The 14689-nt window shown below is 70.6% G+C and carries 15 protein-coding genes; 5 read left to right on the forward strand and 10 right to left on the reverse strand.

The features are described from left to right. Positions 1 to 34: 34 nt before the first annotated feature. The 5 genes from ACFY5C_RS01920 to ACFY5C_RS01940 form a co-directional block, all read right to left on the reverse strand. Positions 35 to 1186, reverse strand: a complete 1152-nt coding sequence (locus ACFY5C_RS01920) for an LLM class flavin-dependent oxidoreductase (RefSeq protein WP_389439361.1) — start codon at positions 1184 to 1186, stop codon at positions 35 to 37. Between the two features lie 41 nt (positions 1187 to 1227). Continuing rightward, complete coding sequence (locus ACFY5C_RS01925) at positions 1228 to 2424, reverse strand: SfnB family sulfur acquisition oxidoreductase (protein ID WP_389439363.1); 1197 nt, start codon at positions 2422 to 2424, stop codon at positions 1228 to 1230. Beyond that, positions 2421 to 2978, reverse strand: coding sequence for an NADPH-dependent FMN reductase (gene ssuE / locus ACFY5C_RS01930; RefSeq protein WP_389439365.1), 558 nt, complete (start codon positions 2976 to 2978; stop codon positions 2421 to 2423). The genes ACFY5C_RS01925 and ssuE overlap by 4 nt, the downstream gene beginning before the upstream one ends. A 63-nt stretch (positions 2979 to 3041) precedes the next feature. Then, a complete protein-coding gene (sfnG, locus tag ACFY5C_RS01935) occupies positions 3042 to 4169 on the reverse strand; it encodes a dimethylsulfone monooxygenase SfnG (RefSeq protein WP_389439367.1) in 1128 nt (375 codons plus the stop codon). A gap of 195 nt (positions 4170 to 4364) precedes the next feature. Next, positions 4365 to 4445, reverse strand: a complete 81-nt coding sequence (locus ACFY5C_RS01940) for a putative leader peptide (protein WP_351078001.1) — start codon at positions 4443 to 4445, stop codon at positions 4365 to 4367. A 139-nt stretch (positions 4446 to 4584) separates the two neighbouring features. Between ACFY5C_RS01940 and ACFY5C_RS01945 the strand changes: the two genes are divergently transcribed. Further along, entirely contained in the window at positions 4585 to 4791 is a 207-nt protein-coding gene (locus ACFY5C_RS01945; protein ID WP_389439369.1) for a hypothetical protein, read from the forward strand. A gap of 11 nt (positions 4792 to 4802) precedes the next feature. Here ACFY5C_RS01945 and ACFY5C_RS01950 read toward each other — a convergent pair whose 3' ends face one another. From ACFY5C_RS01950 to ACFY5C_RS01970, 5 genes are all read right to left on the reverse strand, one after another. Further along, positions 4803 to 6092 carry a sulfite oxidase gene (locus tag ACFY5C_RS01950; protein ID WP_389439371.1) on the reverse strand — a complete coding sequence of 430 codons (1290 nt, stop codon included), beginning with the start codon at positions 6090 to 6092 and terminating at the stop codon, positions 4803 to 4805. A 285-nt stretch (positions 6093 to 6377) separates the two neighbouring features. Further along, on the reverse strand, positions 6378 to 7142 hold the full coding sequence (locus ACFY5C_RS01955; protein ID WP_389439372.1) for an amino acid ABC transporter ATP-binding protein: 765 nt from the start codon (positions 7140 to 7142) through the stop codon (positions 6378 to 6380). Further along, positions 7139 to 8113: an ABC transporter substrate-binding protein gene (locus ACFY5C_RS01960; protein WP_389439374.1), complete on the reverse strand. Its 975-nt coding sequence runs from the start codon at positions 8111 to 8113 to the stop codon at positions 7139 to 7141. Before ACFY5C_RS01960 ends, ACFY5C_RS01955 begins: the two co-directional genes overlap by 4 nt. Beyond that, positions 8110 to 8625 carry a GNAT family N-acetyltransferase gene (locus ACFY5C_RS01965; RefSeq protein ID WP_389439376.1) on the reverse strand — a complete coding sequence of 172 codons (516 nt, stop codon included), beginning with the start codon at positions 8623 to 8625 and terminating at the stop codon, positions 8110 to 8112. The genes ACFY5C_RS01960 and ACFY5C_RS01965 overlap by 4 nt, the downstream gene beginning before the upstream one ends. Next, the gene (locus ACFY5C_RS01970; protein ID WP_389440647.1) at positions 8622 to 9773 is read right to left on the reverse strand and encodes an LLM class flavin-dependent oxidoreductase; all 1152 of its coding nucleotides are present in this window, start codon (positions 9771 to 9773) and stop codon (positions 8622 to 8624) included. The genes ACFY5C_RS01965 and ACFY5C_RS01970 overlap by 4 nt, the downstream gene beginning before the upstream one ends. A 547-nt stretch (positions 9774 to 10320) precedes the next feature. Between ACFY5C_RS01970 and ACFY5C_RS01975 the strand changes: the two genes are divergently transcribed. The 4 genes from ACFY5C_RS01975 to ACFY5C_RS01990 all read left to right on the forward strand — a co-directional run bounded on the left by ACFY5C_RS01975 (position 10321) and on the right by ACFY5C_RS01990 (position 14678). After that, entirely contained in the window at positions 10321 to 11319 is a 999-nt protein-coding gene (locus ACFY5C_RS01975; RefSeq protein ID WP_389439378.1) for an amino acid ABC transporter permease, read from the forward strand. Next, the gene (locus tag ACFY5C_RS01980) at positions 11316 to 13277 is read left to right on the forward strand and encodes an FAD/NAD(P)-binding protein (protein ID WP_389439380.1); all 1962 of its coding nucleotides are present in this window, start codon (positions 11316 to 11318) and stop codon (positions 13275 to 13277) included. Before ACFY5C_RS01975 ends, ACFY5C_RS01980 begins: the two co-directional genes overlap by 4 nt. Positions 13278 to 13362: 85 nt before the next feature. Next, complete coding sequence (locus ACFY5C_RS01985; RefSeq protein WP_389439382.1) at positions 13363 to 13464, forward strand: putative leader peptide; 102 nt, start codon at positions 13363 to 13365, stop codon at positions 13462 to 13464. A 107-nt stretch (positions 13465 to 13571) separates the two neighbouring features. Continuing rightward, positions 13572 to 14678 carry an ABC transporter substrate-binding protein gene (locus tag ACFY5C_RS01990; RefSeq protein ID WP_389439384.1) on the forward strand — a complete coding sequence of 369 codons (1107 nt, stop codon included), beginning with the start codon at positions 13572 to 13574 and terminating at the stop codon, positions 14676 to 14678. Positions 14679 to 14689: the final 11 nt, after the last annotated feature.

The following is a 14689-nucleotide window of genomic DNA, read 5'->3' on the forward strand; positions in this document are numbered from 1 at the left end:
GGAAATCTAGGGAATACGTGTCCCTGGTGGCCGATTACCGCTCAGCGAAGGGGATCTGAGCCTCGGGACGAGCCGCCGTGGCGCTGCGGAACGGGTGGGTCCAAAGCCCCTGTTCCTCAAGCCGGGGCAGCACACCCTCGCCGAACCAGTACGCCTCCTCCAGGTGCGGATAACCGGAGAGCACGAACTCGCCGATGCCCAGCCGGTGGTACTCGGCGATCCGCTCGGCCACCTCGTCATGACTGCCGACCAGCGCCGTGCCCGCGCCGCCCCGCACCAGCCCGATCCCCGCCCACAGGTTGGGGTAGATCTCCAGATCGTCGGTGCCGCCGCCGTGCAGGGCGAGCATGCGCCGCTGCCCCTCGGACTCACTGCGGGCGAGCCCGGCCTGTACGGCCCGCACGGTCTCCGCGTCGAAGCCGGCCAGCAGCCGCCGGGCCTCGGCCCACGCCTGCTCGGCGGTGTCCCGGGTGATGACGTGCAGGCGGATGCCGAAGCGGACGCTGCGGCCCTCCTTCTCGGCCAGCGCCCGGATGCGGGCGATCTTCTCGGCGACGGCGGCCGGCGGCTCTCCCCACGTGAGATAGACATCGACGTGCCGGGCGGCGATCTCCCCGGCGATCGGTGAGGAGCCGCCGAAGTACACCTCCGGGACCGGGTCGGGCACCCGGGCCAGCCTGGCGTCCTCGACCTGCAGGTGCTCGCCGACCAGGTCGACGGTCTTGCCCTCCCACAACCCCCTTACGATCTGCAGGAATTCGCCGGTACGGCGATACCGGTCGTCCTTGTCGAGGAAGTCGCCGTAGGCGCGCTGCTCGTGGTTCTCCCCGCCCGTGACGACGTTCAGCAGGAGCCGCCCGCCGGACTGCCGCTGGAAGGTGGCCGCCATCTGCGCGGCCAGGGTCGGCGAGACGAACCCGGGCCGGAAGGCGACCAGGAACTTCAGACGCTCGGTGTGCCGGCTGACCATGGCGGTGGTGAGCCAGGCGTCCTCGCACCAGGCGCCCGTGGGGGTCAGCGCGCCGACGAAGCCGAGATCCTCTGCGGCGCTCGCGATCTGGCTGAGGTAGGCGACCGTCGGCGGCCGGTCGCGGCCGGACGCCGTCGCGGGCGTGCCGTGGCCGCCGCCGACGACGTGGCGGCTGTCGCCGTTGGTGGGCAGGAACCAGTGGAAGGTCAGGGACACGCGAGGGCTCCGATCAGGAAGGTGGTTAAGGGGGTCGGCCGTCACAGCAGGCCGTGCCGGGGCGGTCTGGTGCCGTTCAGCACGTAGCGGCCGATGTGCTGGACCTTCCAGCGGGCCGGGTCGTGCAGGGTGTGGGTGCGGGCGTCGCGCCAATGGCGGTGCAGGCCCAGGGAGTCGAGCGCGGAGCGGGTGCCGGCCACCTCGAAGAGGGCGCTGGCGACCTCCAGGGCCGCCTCCGCCGCCGTCACCTTGGCGGCTGCCACGGCGACCGAGGCCTCTGCAGCCGAGTCGTCGGTCAGGTCGGCGTGGGCGGCGTCCACGGAGCGCGCCGCGGTGACGAGCAGCGCGTCGGCGGCCCGTACCCGGATCGCCAGTTCACCGAAGCGCTGGATCAGCAGCGGGTCCTCGGCTGCGGTGGCGTGGCCCTCGTCGATGCTCTCGAACCAGGGGCGGCTCTTCGTGCGGACGAACTCCACGGCCTCGGCGAGCGCTCCGGAGGCGATTCCCGCGTCGATGGCGGCGTGCAGCAACTGCGCCACGGCGCCGTGGAGTTGGGGCCGCCGGAAGGTGAGGTGGTGCGGCACCACGCGGTCGCCGGGCACGGGCACCGACTCCAGGCGGACGGTGCCGCTGGCGGTGGTGCGCTGGCCCATGCCGTCCCAGTCGTCCACGACGGTGAGGCCGGGTGCGTCCCGCGGCACGTACGCCACGTGGAGGTTGTCGTCGTCGGCGCGGGCGAGGACGGGGATCCAGTCGGCGAACAGGGCGCCGGTCGAGTAGTGCTTGACGCCGTCGAGGACGTACGAACCGTCCGGGCGATGCCTGAGCCGCGTACGGATGTCCTGGACATGGCTGGTTCCCGCCTCGGACTGGGCGTTGCCGAACCGCTTTCCCGCCAGTACCTCGCCGAAGAAGAACGCCTGTTGCTCCCGACTCCCCTGCCGACGCAACACGTTGACGTACACGAAGTGGCTCTGCGGGATCTGGGCCAGGCTGGCGTCGGCCGAGGCCAGCAGCCGGAAGATCTCGGCGACGGTCTCCGTACGGACGTCCGCGCCGCCGAACTCCGCCGGCACCGTCACAGCCAGCAGCCCGGAGGCGGACAGCCGCTCCAGTTCCGGGCGCGGAAGGCGGCGCCGTGCGTCCCGCTCGGCGGCGTCCTTGCGGAAGTCCGCGGCCAGTTCGGCGGCGACACCCAGGGCCTCGGCGTCGCCGGTGAGCACGGTCGCGGCGGTCATCCGGTGGCCGCCAGCACCGTCGGGCGGCCACCGAGGGCGAGCGAGAACTGGTCGGTGACCTGGGCCAGGGCCTCGGCGGCGCCGGGCGCGACGGTCAGGGTGCCGTCGTCGGCCACGGCGATCTCCTTGTCGAGCGTGAACCAGCCCGGCGTGATGTGGGCGGGGCCCATGGAGTTCAGGACCGGCCGCAGGGCGTAGTCGATGGCCAGGACGTGGGCGGTGGTGCCGCCGGTGGCCAGCGGCAGGACCGTCTTGCCCGCCAGCGCGTACTGCGGGAGCAGGTCGAGCAGCGACTTCAGCAGGCCGGAGTAGGCGGCCTTGTAGACGGGGGTGCCGATCACGATGCCGTCCGCCTGCTCGAAGAGGGCGGTGGCCTCGACGATCGCCGGGTGCCGGAACTGGGCGTACAGCAGGGCCTCCGGCGGGAGCGCGCGAACGTCGAGCGGGATCACGTCGTGTCCCTGGGCGATCAGCCGGCCGTCCAGGTGACGCAGCAGGCGCGCGGTGCGGGAGGTGGCGGAGGGGCTGCCGGAGACGGAGAGGATGGTGGCCATGGGAGGGCCTTTCGGGAGGAGTACCGGGTGGGCTCCGGCGGTGCGCCGGTGGGGACGTGCGGGTCAGGCGTGGGCGCCGACGGGCGCCGACTCGGCTTCCTGGGCCTCCAGTTCGCGTACGAGCGGCAGCACCCGCTTGCCGAAGTACTCGACCTCCTCCAGGTAGTGCAGGAAGCCGAGGAGGAAGAGGTCGACGCCGAGCCGCTTGTAGGCGACGATCCGCTCGGCGATCTGCTCAGGCGTGCCGATCAGACCCGTGCGGAAGCCGTCGTTGTACTGGACCAGGTCCTCGAAGCCGGAGTCCTGCCACATGCCCTTGCCGTCGGAGGTGGACGGACCGGCCTGCTGGACGGCGTCGCGGAAGCCGTGGACGGCCTCGGTGTTGGCCTTGGCGACGATCTCGCGGAGCGTCTCGCGGGCCTCGGCCTCGGTGTCGCGGGCGATGAGGAAGCCGTTGAGCCCGAACCTCGGTGCGCTGCGGCCCGCTCGGGCGGCGGCGGCGCGGACGTCGTTGATCTGCTCGGTGACGCCGCCGAAGTCCTTGCCGTTGCTGAAGTACCAGTCGGAGACACGGCCGGCCATGGCGCGGGCGGCGGTGGAATTGCCGCCCTGGAAGATCTCCGGGTGCGGCCGCTCGGGGGTGTTGAGCGGCTTGGGCTTGAGGGTGAAGTCGCGTACCCGGTAGAAGTCCCCGGCGAGTTCGGCGTGGTCCTCGGTCCAGATCCTGCGCAGCGCGCTGATGAACTCCTCGGCGCGCCGGTAGCGCTCGTCGTGCTCCAGCCAGGGTTCGCCGAGGGCGGTGAACTCGCCCTTGAACCAGCCGCTGACGACGTTGACGGCGAAGCGGCCGTTCGACAGGTGGTCGGCGGTGGCACCGAGTTTGGCGAGGACGCCGGGGTGCCACAGACCGGGGTGTACGGCGGCGATGACCTTCAGGCGCTGGGTGGCAAGGAGCAGGGCGAGGCTGAAGCTGGTCGACTCGTGCTGGAACTCGGCGCCGTAGCTGGCCATGTAGCGGACCTGGCTGAGGGCGTAGTCGAAGCCGTTGTTCTCGGCGAGGACGGCGAGCTCGCGGTTGTAGTCGTAGCCCCAGTCGGTGCGCTGCTCGATGGTGCTGGTGACCAGGCCGCCACTGACGTTCGGCACCCAGTAGGCGAAGCGCAGGGGGTCGGATCCGGGCGGTACGGGCATGGGAACTCCTGGCATGACTGCGCACGCGTAAAGGGCGCGTGCGTGGCAGGGAAACGTGTTCGGTGATCGGGATTCAGACGTGCGGAATCGCCGTCCCGGGGAAAGCCGAGATCAGCACGGAATCAGCACGGAAATCGGCCGGCGATGAAATACGCGAGGAGAGCGGCGCGAGTGCGAGGGTTTCCCTCGGTGCGCTCAGACCCGACAGCGACAGCAGGAGCTGGAGACACGCGCGAGGTCGACATGGCGTCGCCGCGTGAGGTCCTGTCGCTTCATGCCATCGATCAAAGCAGCGGGTACTCCGGGAGGTCAAGAATGCCCGGGGGAGATTCCACATGCTGAGAGTCGGTATTCACGAGGTTTGTGACAGGGTTTCCCTTGAACGCGGTACGCGGTCCCGGGTCACGCTCCTGGCGTGCGTATCGAACAGCTCGAATACGTCGCCGCCGTCACGCGACTCGGTTCGCTGCTGCGCGCGATCACCTTACGGCCGCTCGCCGACGACGCGACCGACGTGCTGCTGGTCCTGCAGAGCCGCCTGTGCCGCCCGGTTCCCCGGGCCGTCCGCGCTCTGCGCGAGCTGTTCGTGCGCAACGCGCGGGCGGACAGCGCCCCTTCGTAGCCCGTACCCGATCAGACCACGTTCACCGGATGCCGGACCACGGCGTCGAACAGATAGCCCTGGGTGTTGGGCTCGGCGACGTCCGGCTGGCGGCGGCCGGCCGTGTCGGTGGCACGGGCCAGGAGGTGGGTGGCACCGGTCGTGTCGGGCTTGAAGGCGACGGACCAGCGGGTCCAGGTGTCGGCTCGGGGCCGGTCGTGCAGCCGGGCCGTGCGCCAGGTCGAGCCGCCGTCGGTGCTGACGTCGACCCGCGCGACGGCGCCCGCGCCCGACCAGGAGCGACCGTGCAGCACCTGTTCCCGTCCCACCGGGAAGGTCGCGCCGCTCGCCAGCTCGAAGGCGCTCTTGATGGTCTGACGGGTCAGCGGCGCGCTGCCCTCCTGCGGGTGGGAGGGGCCGAACAGCCGGTAGAAGGTGGTGTTCCACGGCGAGAACAGCGGCTGCGCCGACACCTCGATGTCGCCGACCCACTTGATCGACGCGATCCCCACCCACGAGGGCACCAGCACCCGCACCGGATACCCGTGGTCGTACGGCAGCGGCTCCCCGTTCATCTCGTACGCGAGCAGGACGTCGTCCAGCGCCTTGGCCAAGGGCAGCGGCCGGCGCACCCGGCCGAGGCTCTCGCCACCGCTGACGTACTCGGCGTCCAGCCCGCGCGGCTGCAGGTCCACGGCGTACGGGGACAGCCCGGCCTTGCGCAGTACGTCGGCGAGGCGCACCCCGCGCCAACGCGCCACGCCGACGGCGCCCAGTGTCCACGACGTTCCGGTGACCGTTTCCTGCTGCTGGGTGGTGTAGTAGCTGCGGCCGTTTCCGGCGCACTCGACGAACGCGGTCCGGGTGACGGCGGGCAGGGCGCGCAGATCGTCGTACCCGAACTCGACCGGGCGGCCCTCGGAGGGCTTGCCGCGCAGCCCGTCACCCCAGAGTCTCAGCCGCCAGTCGGCGGCGTCCAGAACAGGTGTCGCTGTGTGGTTGCGCACGAAGAACAGCTCGTTGGGGGTGTGATGGCCCGTTCCGCGCAGCGCCTCCCAGCGGGTCTCTGCGTTGGTGCCGCGCTGGATGAACCACTCGGGCGGCAGCGGTTTGACGATCGGGGTGTCGGCCGCGTGCGCCGGACGCGGCGCGGGCAGCGCGGTCGCGGCCGCAGTGGCGGCGAGCAGGGTGAGCAGCCGGCGGCGGCTGACCCCGTCGGCCCGGGCATCGCCGGCGAGCCACTGGCGCAACCTGCGGCGGTCGTAGGCGTCCTCGTCGACGCGGGACGCGGAACGGGGTGAGGGCACAGGGGATGCGGGCATGACGGGTCCTCGTCATCGATGGTCGGGCCGGATGGTGAGGCGGGTGTGGGAGCGCAGCGACGCAGCGCGGGTCGGGCTGCCAGGTACAACGACACCAACGAATGCGGGTGCGGGGGGGAAAGCGTGAGTCAGCCGGGGAACCGACACAATGCGGCGGCCACGCGGACGAGGTCCACGGCACGGCGGCGTGTCAGACGCTCCAGTGGCGGCATGGCGCGATGCAAGCACGCCGCGTTTGACGGTGTCAACGGAGCGCGTCCGGACCGGAGTTGGGTGCGCGCGCCGTCAGAGGACCTTGGCGAGGAAGGTGCGGGTGCGCTCCTGACGCGGGTGGTCCAGGACGTCCGCGGGCGGTCCCTGCTCCACCACGACTCCGCCGTCCATGAACACCACGGTGTCGGCGACCTCGCGGGCAAAGCCGATCTCGTGGGTCACGACGATCATGGTGGTGCCGCTGCCCGCCAGGTCCCTGATGACGTCGAGGACTTCGCCGACGAGCTCAGGGTCCAGCGCGGAGGTGGGCTCGTCGAAGAGGAGCACCTTCGGTTCGAGGGCGAGCGCGCGGGCGATGGCCACGCGCTGCTGCTGGCCGCCGGAGAGCCGGCGTGGGTAGGCGTCGGCCTTGTCCGCGAGGCCGACCCGGTCGAGGAGTCGGAGGGCGGTTGCCTCCGTCTCCTTGCGCGGGCGGCGCAGCGCGGAGACAGGAGCCTCGACGACGTTCTCCAGCACGGTCAGATGCGGGAAGAGGTTGAAGTTCTGGAAGACGAACCCGATGTTGGTGCGCTGCTTCAGGACCTCCTTCTCCTTCAGCTCATGCAGCTTGTTCCCGGAGCGGCGGTAGCCGATGAGCTCGCCGTCGATGCTGACCCAGCCACGGTTGACCTTCTCCAGATGGTTGATGGTGCGCAGCAGCGTGGACTTGCCGGAGCCGGACGGTCCGAGGATCACGGTGACCTCTCCGGCGCGGACCTGCAGGTCGACGCCGCGCAGCACCTCCAGTGGGCCGAAGCTCTTGTGGACGCCGTGGACGTCGACCATGACGTCGCTCATGGCTGCTCCGGCGGGTTGACCCGCGATGTCTCGATCGCGGAGGCAGAGGTACCCCACTTGGCGAGGATCCGGGCGTACGTTCCGTTCCGGATCAGCTCGTTGACGGCGGCCTGGAACGCCTTGGTGAGCGGGGAGCCCTTCTTGAAGGCGAAGCCGACGTCCAGGCGGTGGTACTCGCCGAGGAAAGTGGTCTGCGACGCCGGTTGTGCCGCCTGGTAGCGCAGGCCGTTGATGGTGGACATGATCACGTCGATACGGCCCTGTTGGAGCGCGGTGAGCGTGGCCGCGTTCTCCGAGTAGACCTTCACGTCGTACGGCTTCTTGCCCGCCTTCGCGCACACCCCCTTCTGCGCGGTGAGGGTCGCCTCGAAGGTCGTGCCGGCGCCGGTGCCGATGGTCAGCCCGCACAGCTGGGTGAGGTCGGTGATCTTCGACTTGAGGGCGGTGTTGCCCTTCTTCACCGCGAAACCCTGGCCGTCGTTGATGTAGGTGACGAAGTCGATGGTCTTCAGGCGCTCGGCGGTGACGCCGAAGTTGCCGGTGCCGAAGTCGTACTTGCCGCTGCCGAGAGCGGGCAGGATCGCCTCGAAGGAGGCGTCCTGACGCTCCAGCCCGACCCCGAGCACCTTGGCGACCGCGTCCGCGAGGTCGATGTCCTGCCCGGCGGGCGCTTTGTCCGTGCCGTTCGGGTAGTAGGCGCCGGGCGGGAATCCGATCGAGCTGCCGACGCGCAGCTTGCCCGCCTTGCGTACGTCGGCGGGGAGCAGGGCGGCGGCGGAGTCCACCTCGCGGACGGCGGCCACCGGGTCGTCGGTCGGTGCGGGGGAGGCCTCGGCACCGACCGCCGCTGTGCCGCCGCCGGTGCCGCCGGAGCCGCAGGCCGTCAGCGCGAGCAGGGGCAGCAGGGCGAGGGCGGCGGCGCCGCGCAGACGGGTCCCGAGGGTGCGGGTTCTGAGCGTGCGGATGTTCACTGGGCGGGGGCCCTTCCCGTGCGTACCTGCACTGCGAGGCGCTTCTCGAAAGGCAGCGGGCCGATGGTCTCCGGGTCGGCCTCCGTGTCGAACAGCGGTGTGTAGCCGGTGGCCAGGTACAGGCCGCGGGCCTCGGGCTGGCGTGGCCCGGTGGTCAGGTACACGCGGCGATATCCCCGGACGCTCGCCTCGCGTTCCAGTTCGGCTACGACGCGGCGGGCGAGACCGCGTCTGCGGTGGGCGGAGTGCGTCCAGATCCGCTTCAGTTCGGCCGTGGTCGCGTCGTATCTGCGGAAGGCGCCGCCCGCGACCGGGGCTCCGGCCTCGACGAGGAGAAGCAGGACGCCGCCGTGCGGCGCCGTGAACTCCTCGTCGGGGTAGCGTGCGAGCTCGGCGTGGGCGTCCCGGCCGTAGCGTCTGGAGTATTCGTCGCCGAGTTCGCGCAACAGCGGCTCGACCCTGGTGTCGGACACGGGCACTTCGATCACCGTCAACTCCGGTGCGGAGGTCATGCGTTCACCGCCACCAGGGTCTGCGTACCGCGCGCCGCCCGCTCGGCGTCACGCTTGGCGACCTCCTCGCGGACGATCGGGATCACGTGCCGGCCGAAGTCGATGGCGTCGCCCAGCAGGTCGTAGCCGCGGGCGGAGAGGATGTCGACGCCGAGGTCGTAGTAGTCGAGGAGTGCCTGGGCGACCGTCTCCGGGGTGCCGACCAGGGCGTTGGAGTTGCCCGCGCCACCTGTCGCGGCGGCGGTCGGGGTCCACAGGGCGCGGTCGTAACGCTCCCCGGCCTCGGCGATGGCGATCAGGCGCTGCGAGCCGACGTTTTGAGGTGGTGCAGCCTGCGGCTGCACGTGCCCGTTGTGACGCTTGGTGATTGCCTCGCCCCGTTCCCTGCGGGCCTTGATCGCACCTACCGTGCGGTGGGCCTTCTCCCAGGCCAGTTCCTCGGTCGGGGCGATGATCGGGCGGAAGGCGACCTGGATGCGCGGCACGTCGGTGCGGCCCGCGGCCTTCGCGGCGGCCTTCACGTTCTCGATCTGCTCGGCGGTCTTCGCCAGGGGCTCGCCCCAGAGGCAGTAGATGTCGGCCTCGGCGCCTCCGGCGGCCAGCGCGGCGGGCGACGAACCGCCGAACGACACATTGGGGCGGGGCTGCTGCACAGGGAAGACATCGCTGACGAAGTCGTGGAAGCGGTAGTGCTCGCCCTCGTGGTCGAACGGCTCGTGGGTGGTCCAGATCTTCTTGACGACACGGATGTACTCGCGGGTGCGGGAGTAGCGCTCGTCCTTGGTGAGCGTGTCGCCCTCGCGGCCCTGCTCGTGATCGTTGCCGCCGGTGATGAAGTGGACGGTCAGCCGGCCCTCGCTGATCTGGTCGAGGGTGGCGAACGTCTTCGCGGCGAAGGTGGGGTATGAGACGTTGGGCCGGTGGGCGAGCAGGATCTGGAGGCGGTCCAGCCGGCTCGCGATGTATGCGGCGGCCGGTGCGGGGTCCGGCGATCCCGAGCCGTAGGCGAACAGCACCCGGTCCCAGCCGTGGTCCTCATGCGCCCGGGCGAGGTGGAGCGTGTAGTCCTTGTCGAAGGCGGCGCCGGAGCGCGGCGTGGTTTCGGAGCCGTTGTTGGTGGCGGCCATACCGAGGAACTCCACTGGCATGGGGATGACCTCTCGGGAAATGCGCATGCGGGCAGGCATGACTGAACTGCCTGGTACGCAAAGGTGAATGGGCGAGTTGAATTCAATGCGAGCGTGACGACGCAAAGCGTCGGAAAGTGGTGCTGCGGCAGCGCGCGAAGAAAGGAGAACTCGGCCCGCGACGGGGTCACCGAGGGAGGGAAGGGCCGGTCAGAGGGCCCGCTGCCGAGTCAGGCGCAACACGCCGCGGACCACACTCGACCGAAGTCGATGTAATCGCGCGAGACCAAGCGCTGCTGGGCAGTCATGCGACCAATTGAGCAGTACATCGTGCTCCCCGTCAAGCAGCTCCCGGATGCCGGAACGCCCGAACATCCGCGTCCCGGCCCGCTGTTGACACATCGATGGCATGGGCACATACGATCGACGCCGGATCGGCTCCGCGTTGCGCGGCAGCCTCTCCGGCCGCGTTGAGGGACGTGGCGAGCGTGATGACGCCGGCCCCCGGCCGCACCGAGTGCCCCTGGGGTCACCCACGCCTGCGTTCCCTCCCCCGGAGAGCCTCCTCATGGTCACGTCGCCCGATCTCACGTCCAGTCCCGCCACGAAGAGTCCCCCGCTGGTCGGCGTCGACCCACCTCGGATCGTCCCGCGCCGGCACGCAGGCCGGTGGCTGACCGCCGCCGTCGCGCTGTTGCTCTTCGCGATGGTGCTCAACTCCGTGATCCGCAACGACGCCTTCCAATGGGATGTGGTGGGCCGGTACTTCACCACGGCCGCCGTGCTCGACGGACTGCTGCTCTCGCTGTGGCTGACCGCAGTGGTGATGGTGCTCGGCTTTCTGCTCGGCACCCTGCTCGCCGTGATGCGGCTCTCCGCCAACCCGGTCCTGCGCACCCTGAGTTGGGGCTATGTATGGATCTTCCGGTCCACGCCCCTGCTGGTGCAGCTGCTGTTCTGGTTCAACATCGGCGCCCTGTATCCGACGCTCGGTCTCGGCATCCCGTTCGGCCCGGAGTTCTTCACGTTCAAGACGGTCAACCTGCTCGGTCCCACTCTCACCGCCGTCATCGGCCTGACCCTGCACGAGACCGCCTACGCCGCCGAGGTGGTGCGCGGCGGCATCCACTCCGTGGACGCCGGGCAGACCGAGGCCGCCCAGGCACTCGGGCTGAGCAGACGCCGCACCCTGCGCCGGATCGTCGTGCCGCAGGCGATGCGCTCCATCGTGCCGACGGCCGGGAACATGCTGATCGGCACTCTCAAGGGCACCAGCATCGTCAGCGTGCTGGCCGTGCACGACCTGCTGTACTCGGTGCAGTTGATCTACAACCAGACGTACCAGATCATCCCGCTGCTGATGGTCGCCACCCTGTGGTACATCGCGGTCACCACGGTGCTGAGCGCGGGCCAGTTCTACGTCGAGCGGTACTACGCGCGCGGCAACTCCCGCACGCTGCCGCCCACTCCACTCCAGCGACTGCGCGGCCACCTGACCGCCGTGCGCCTTCGGCTGCGGGCGGCGACGGCGGCGGACGCCCGCCCGGCGATCGGCGGTGACCGGTGAGCGGCAGCCCCGCCACGGCGGTCCTGGTCGTCGTGGGCGCGGGCCCGCGTGCCACGGGCCTGCTGGAGCGCATCGGCGCCAACGCCCCCGAACTGTGGGACGGGGAAGGGGAGTTGCGCATCCATCTGGTCGACCCGCATCCGCCAGGGCCGGGTCGGGTATGGCGGGACGAACAGTCCGCGTTGCTGCGGATGAACTCGATGGCGGAGGACGTCACGATGTTCACCGACGAGTCGTCCACCATCGACGGGCCGGTACGGCCCGGGCCCTCGCTCGCCGAGTGGGCGGCCCAGTTCTCCGGCCGGGGCCCGCGCCACGCGCCCCACGCCGAGCCCGCCGACCCGGTGGTGCTCGCCGAACTGCGCTCGCTCGCCGGGACGGACTTCCCCACCCGCCGGGCCCAGAGCGCCTATCTGGACTGGGTGTTCCGCAGGGCGCTGGCCCAGCTGCCGCCCACCGTCACGGTCGAGTGGCACCGCACGACCGCGACCGCGGTCACCGGCCCCCCGGACGGCCCGCAGCAGGTCCACCTGGCCGACCGCGCCACCCCCCTCACCGCCGACCTGGTGGTCCTGGCCCAGGGACACATCGGCTCCACCCCAGCCGCGGAACACCGCGCCCACGCCGCCTTCGCCCGCCGCCACGGCCGCTTCCATCTGCCGCCGGAGTTCTCCGCCGACGCCGACCTGTCCGCGCTGCAACCCGGCGAACACGTCGTCCTGCGCGGCTTCGGGCTCGCCTTCATCGACCTGATGGCGCTGCTCACCGAGGGCCGCGGCGGCACCTACCGCACCGAGACCGACGGCAGCCTCACCTACCTTCCGTCCGGCCGCGAGCCCGTCCTCCACGTCGGATCGCGGCGGGGAGTGCCCTACCACTCCAAGACCCGCTACCGGCTCCAGGGCCCCCGGCCGCCGCTCCCCCGGCACTTCGGTCCCGAAGCGGTCGACGCGCTGCTCGCCGAGGGGCGCCCGCTGGATCTGCGGCGCGATGTGTGGCCGCTGATGGCCAAGGAGATCGGCTTCGGCCACTACCACGAGCTCTTCCACGCCCACCCCGAGCGCACCGCCCTCCCCTGGCCGGACTTCGTCGCCGCCTACGACCGTCTGGACTGGTACGCCGACGACTTGACCGACCTCGTCGCCGCGGCCGTACCCGACCCGGCGGACCGGCTGGACTTCGAGACACTTGACCACCCCCTGGACGGTCTCGCCTTCCCCGCGCCGGACGCGTTCCAGGCGCACTTGCGGGAGCGGATCGCCCGGGACGTCGCCCGCCGCGAGGACCCGGAGTTCAGCGCCGACCTCGGGGCGTTCCTCGCGCTGCTCTCCATCTACGGCCAGTTGCCGCGCCTGGTCGCTGGGGGACGGCTGACCGCTCGGTCCGTCGCCGAGCAGCTCGACGGCTGGTGGCACGGGTTCTTCAGCTTCCTGGCCTCCGGGCCGCCCGGCTTCCGGCTGCGCCAGCTGCTCGCCCTGTCCCGGGCCGGGGTCGTCCGCTTCCTGGGCGCCGGCATCCGGATCGGCACCGACGAGGCGACCGGCACCTTCACCGCGGCCGGCTCCACCGTCCCCGGTCACACGCTCCACGCCACCGCCTTGATCGAGGCGTATCTGCCCCGCCCCTCCCTCGACCGCACCGAGGACCCCCTCCTGCGTGACCTGCACCAAGCCGGTGCCCTCACCGAGGAGGTCATCTCCGACCCCACCCACACCCACCGCTCCGGCCTGCTGGCCGTCTCCGCCGCGGACGGCCACGTCCTCGACCCGTCCCTCGGCGGCACGCACCCACGCCGTATCGCCCTCGGCGCCCCCACCAACAGCCGGGCCGTCGCCGCGTTCGCCCGCCCGCGCACGAACGCGCCCGCCTTCCGCCAGAACGACGCGGTGGCGCGTGCACTGCTGTGTGCCCTGAGCTCGCAGTTCCCAAAGGGAGAGATGGCAACGTCCACTATGTGAAATCCCTCTTGGGGTGAGCGCCGCCTTCTGCCACGATCCCCATCAACCAGGTAGGAAAACTAGGAATCGGTGGGGTGGGGTGGCCATGACTGTGCGCGATCACGCAGGCCTCGTCCGGCCCCGTCTGACCTCGCGTCGCCACATCGATTTCGCGCGTACGTCCAGCGCCATCTGTCGGCTCGTCTGAAGCCGTTCGCGGACCCTGCCCGTGCTCCGCGCGAGCGCCGCCGTTCTCCGACGTAGTTCCGTACTCCCCTGTCACTCACCTGCCACTCATTCCGAGAGGACACCTCCGTGTCTGCCGCAAGACCGCTCACCACCCTGCGCACCCTCGCCGCCGTAGCGGCGCTCCCTCTGCTGCTGACCGCCTGCGGCTACGGCGCCGACTCCACCGACGACGGCAAGCAGGCCGAGGTCGCGGCGGACGCCAAGAAGCTCTCCGTCGACGAGGTGAAGATCGGTTACTTCCCCAACCTCACGCACGCCACCGCACTGGTGGGCGTCCAGGAGGGCCTGTTCCAGAAGGAGCTCGGCGGCACCACGATCAAGCCTTCGACGTTCAACGCGGGTCCGTCCGAGATCGAGGCGCTGAACTCCGGCTCCATCGACATCGGCTGGATCGGCCCGTCCCCCGCGATCAACGGCTACACCAAGGCGGCCGGGAAGAACCTGCGGATCATCTCGGGGTCGGCCTCGGGCGGGGTGAAGCTCGTCGTCAACCCGGAGAAGATCAAGTCCCTGAAGGACGTCAAGGGCAAGAAGATCGCCACGCCGCAGCTCGGCAACACGCAGGACGTGGCGCTGCTCAACTGGATCTCCGAGCAGGGCTGGCAGGTCGACGCGGAGAGCGGCAAGGGTGACGTCTCCGTCGTCCGCACCGACAACAAGATCACGCCTGATGCCTACAAGTCCGGCTCGATCGACGGCGCCTGGGTGCCGGAGCCCACCGCGTCGAAGCTCGTCGCCGAGGGCGGCAAGGTCCTCCTCGACGAGGCCGACCTGTGGCCCGACAAGAAGTTCGTGATCACGAACATCATCGTGCGGCAGGACTTCCTCAAGGAGCACCCGGACGTCGTCGAGGCCGTGCTGCGCGGTTCGGTGAAGACCAACGAGTGGATCAACGCCAACCCGGACAAGGCCAAGGCCTCCGCGAACAAGGCCCTGGAGGAGCTCTCCGGCAAGGCCCTGCCCGCCGAGGTCATCGACCCGGCGTGGAAGTCGATCACCTTCCTCGACGACCCGCTGGCCGCGACCCTCGACAGCGAGGCGGAACACGCGGTGAAGGCCGGCCTGCTTGAGGAGCCCGACCTGAAGGGCATCTACGACCTCACGCCGCTCAACAAGGTCCTCAAGGCCGACGGCAAGGACGAGGTCGACGACGCCGGTCTCGGCGTCAAGTAACCACCGCATCC

The sequence above is a fragment of the Streptomyces sp. NPDC012935 genome, from assembly GCF_042900345.1.
GTDB lineage: Bacteria > Actinomycetota > Actinomycetes > Streptomycetales > Streptomycetaceae > Streptomyces.

Coding starts and splice junctions, on each gene's coding strand:
- ACFY5C_RS01950 (WP_389439371.1), bottom strand. CDS start 6,092: ATGCCCGCATCCCCTGTGCCCTCACCCCGTTCCGCGTCCCGCGTCGAC.
- ACFY5C_RS01975 (WP_389439378.1), top strand. CDS start 10,321: ATGGTCACGTCGCCCGATCTCACGTCCAGTCCCGCCACGAAGAGTCCC.
- ACFY5C_RS01985 (WP_389439382.1), top strand. CDS start 13,363: ATGACTGTGCGCGATCACGCAGGCCTCGTCCGGCCCCGTCTGACCTCG.
- ssuE (WP_389439365.1), bottom strand. CDS start 2,978: ATGGCCACCATCCTCTCCGTCTCCGGCAGCCCCTCCGCCACCTCCCGC.
- ACFY5C_RS01970 (WP_389440647.1), bottom strand. CDS start 9,773: ATGCCAGTGGAGTTCCTCGGTATGGCCGCCACCAACAACGGCTCCGAA.
- ACFY5C_RS01955 (WP_389439372.1), bottom strand. CDS start 7,142: ATGAGCGACGTCATGGTCGACGTCCACGGCGTCCACAAGAGCTTCGGC.
- ACFY5C_RS01925 (WP_389439363.1), bottom strand. CDS start 2,424: ATGACCGCCGCGACCGTGCTCACCGGCGACGCCGAGGCCCTGGGTGTC.
- sfnG (WP_389439367.1), bottom strand. CDS start 4,169: ATGCCCGTACCGCCCGGATCCGACCCCCTGCGCTTCGCCTACTGGGTG.
- ACFY5C_RS01965 (WP_389439376.1), bottom strand. CDS start 8,625: ATGACCTCCGCACCGGAGTTGACGGTGATCGAAGTGCCCGTGTCCGAC.
- ACFY5C_RS01940 (WP_351078001.1), bottom strand. CDS start 4,445: ATGAAGCGACAGGACCTCACGCGGCGACGCCATGTCGACCTCGCGCGT.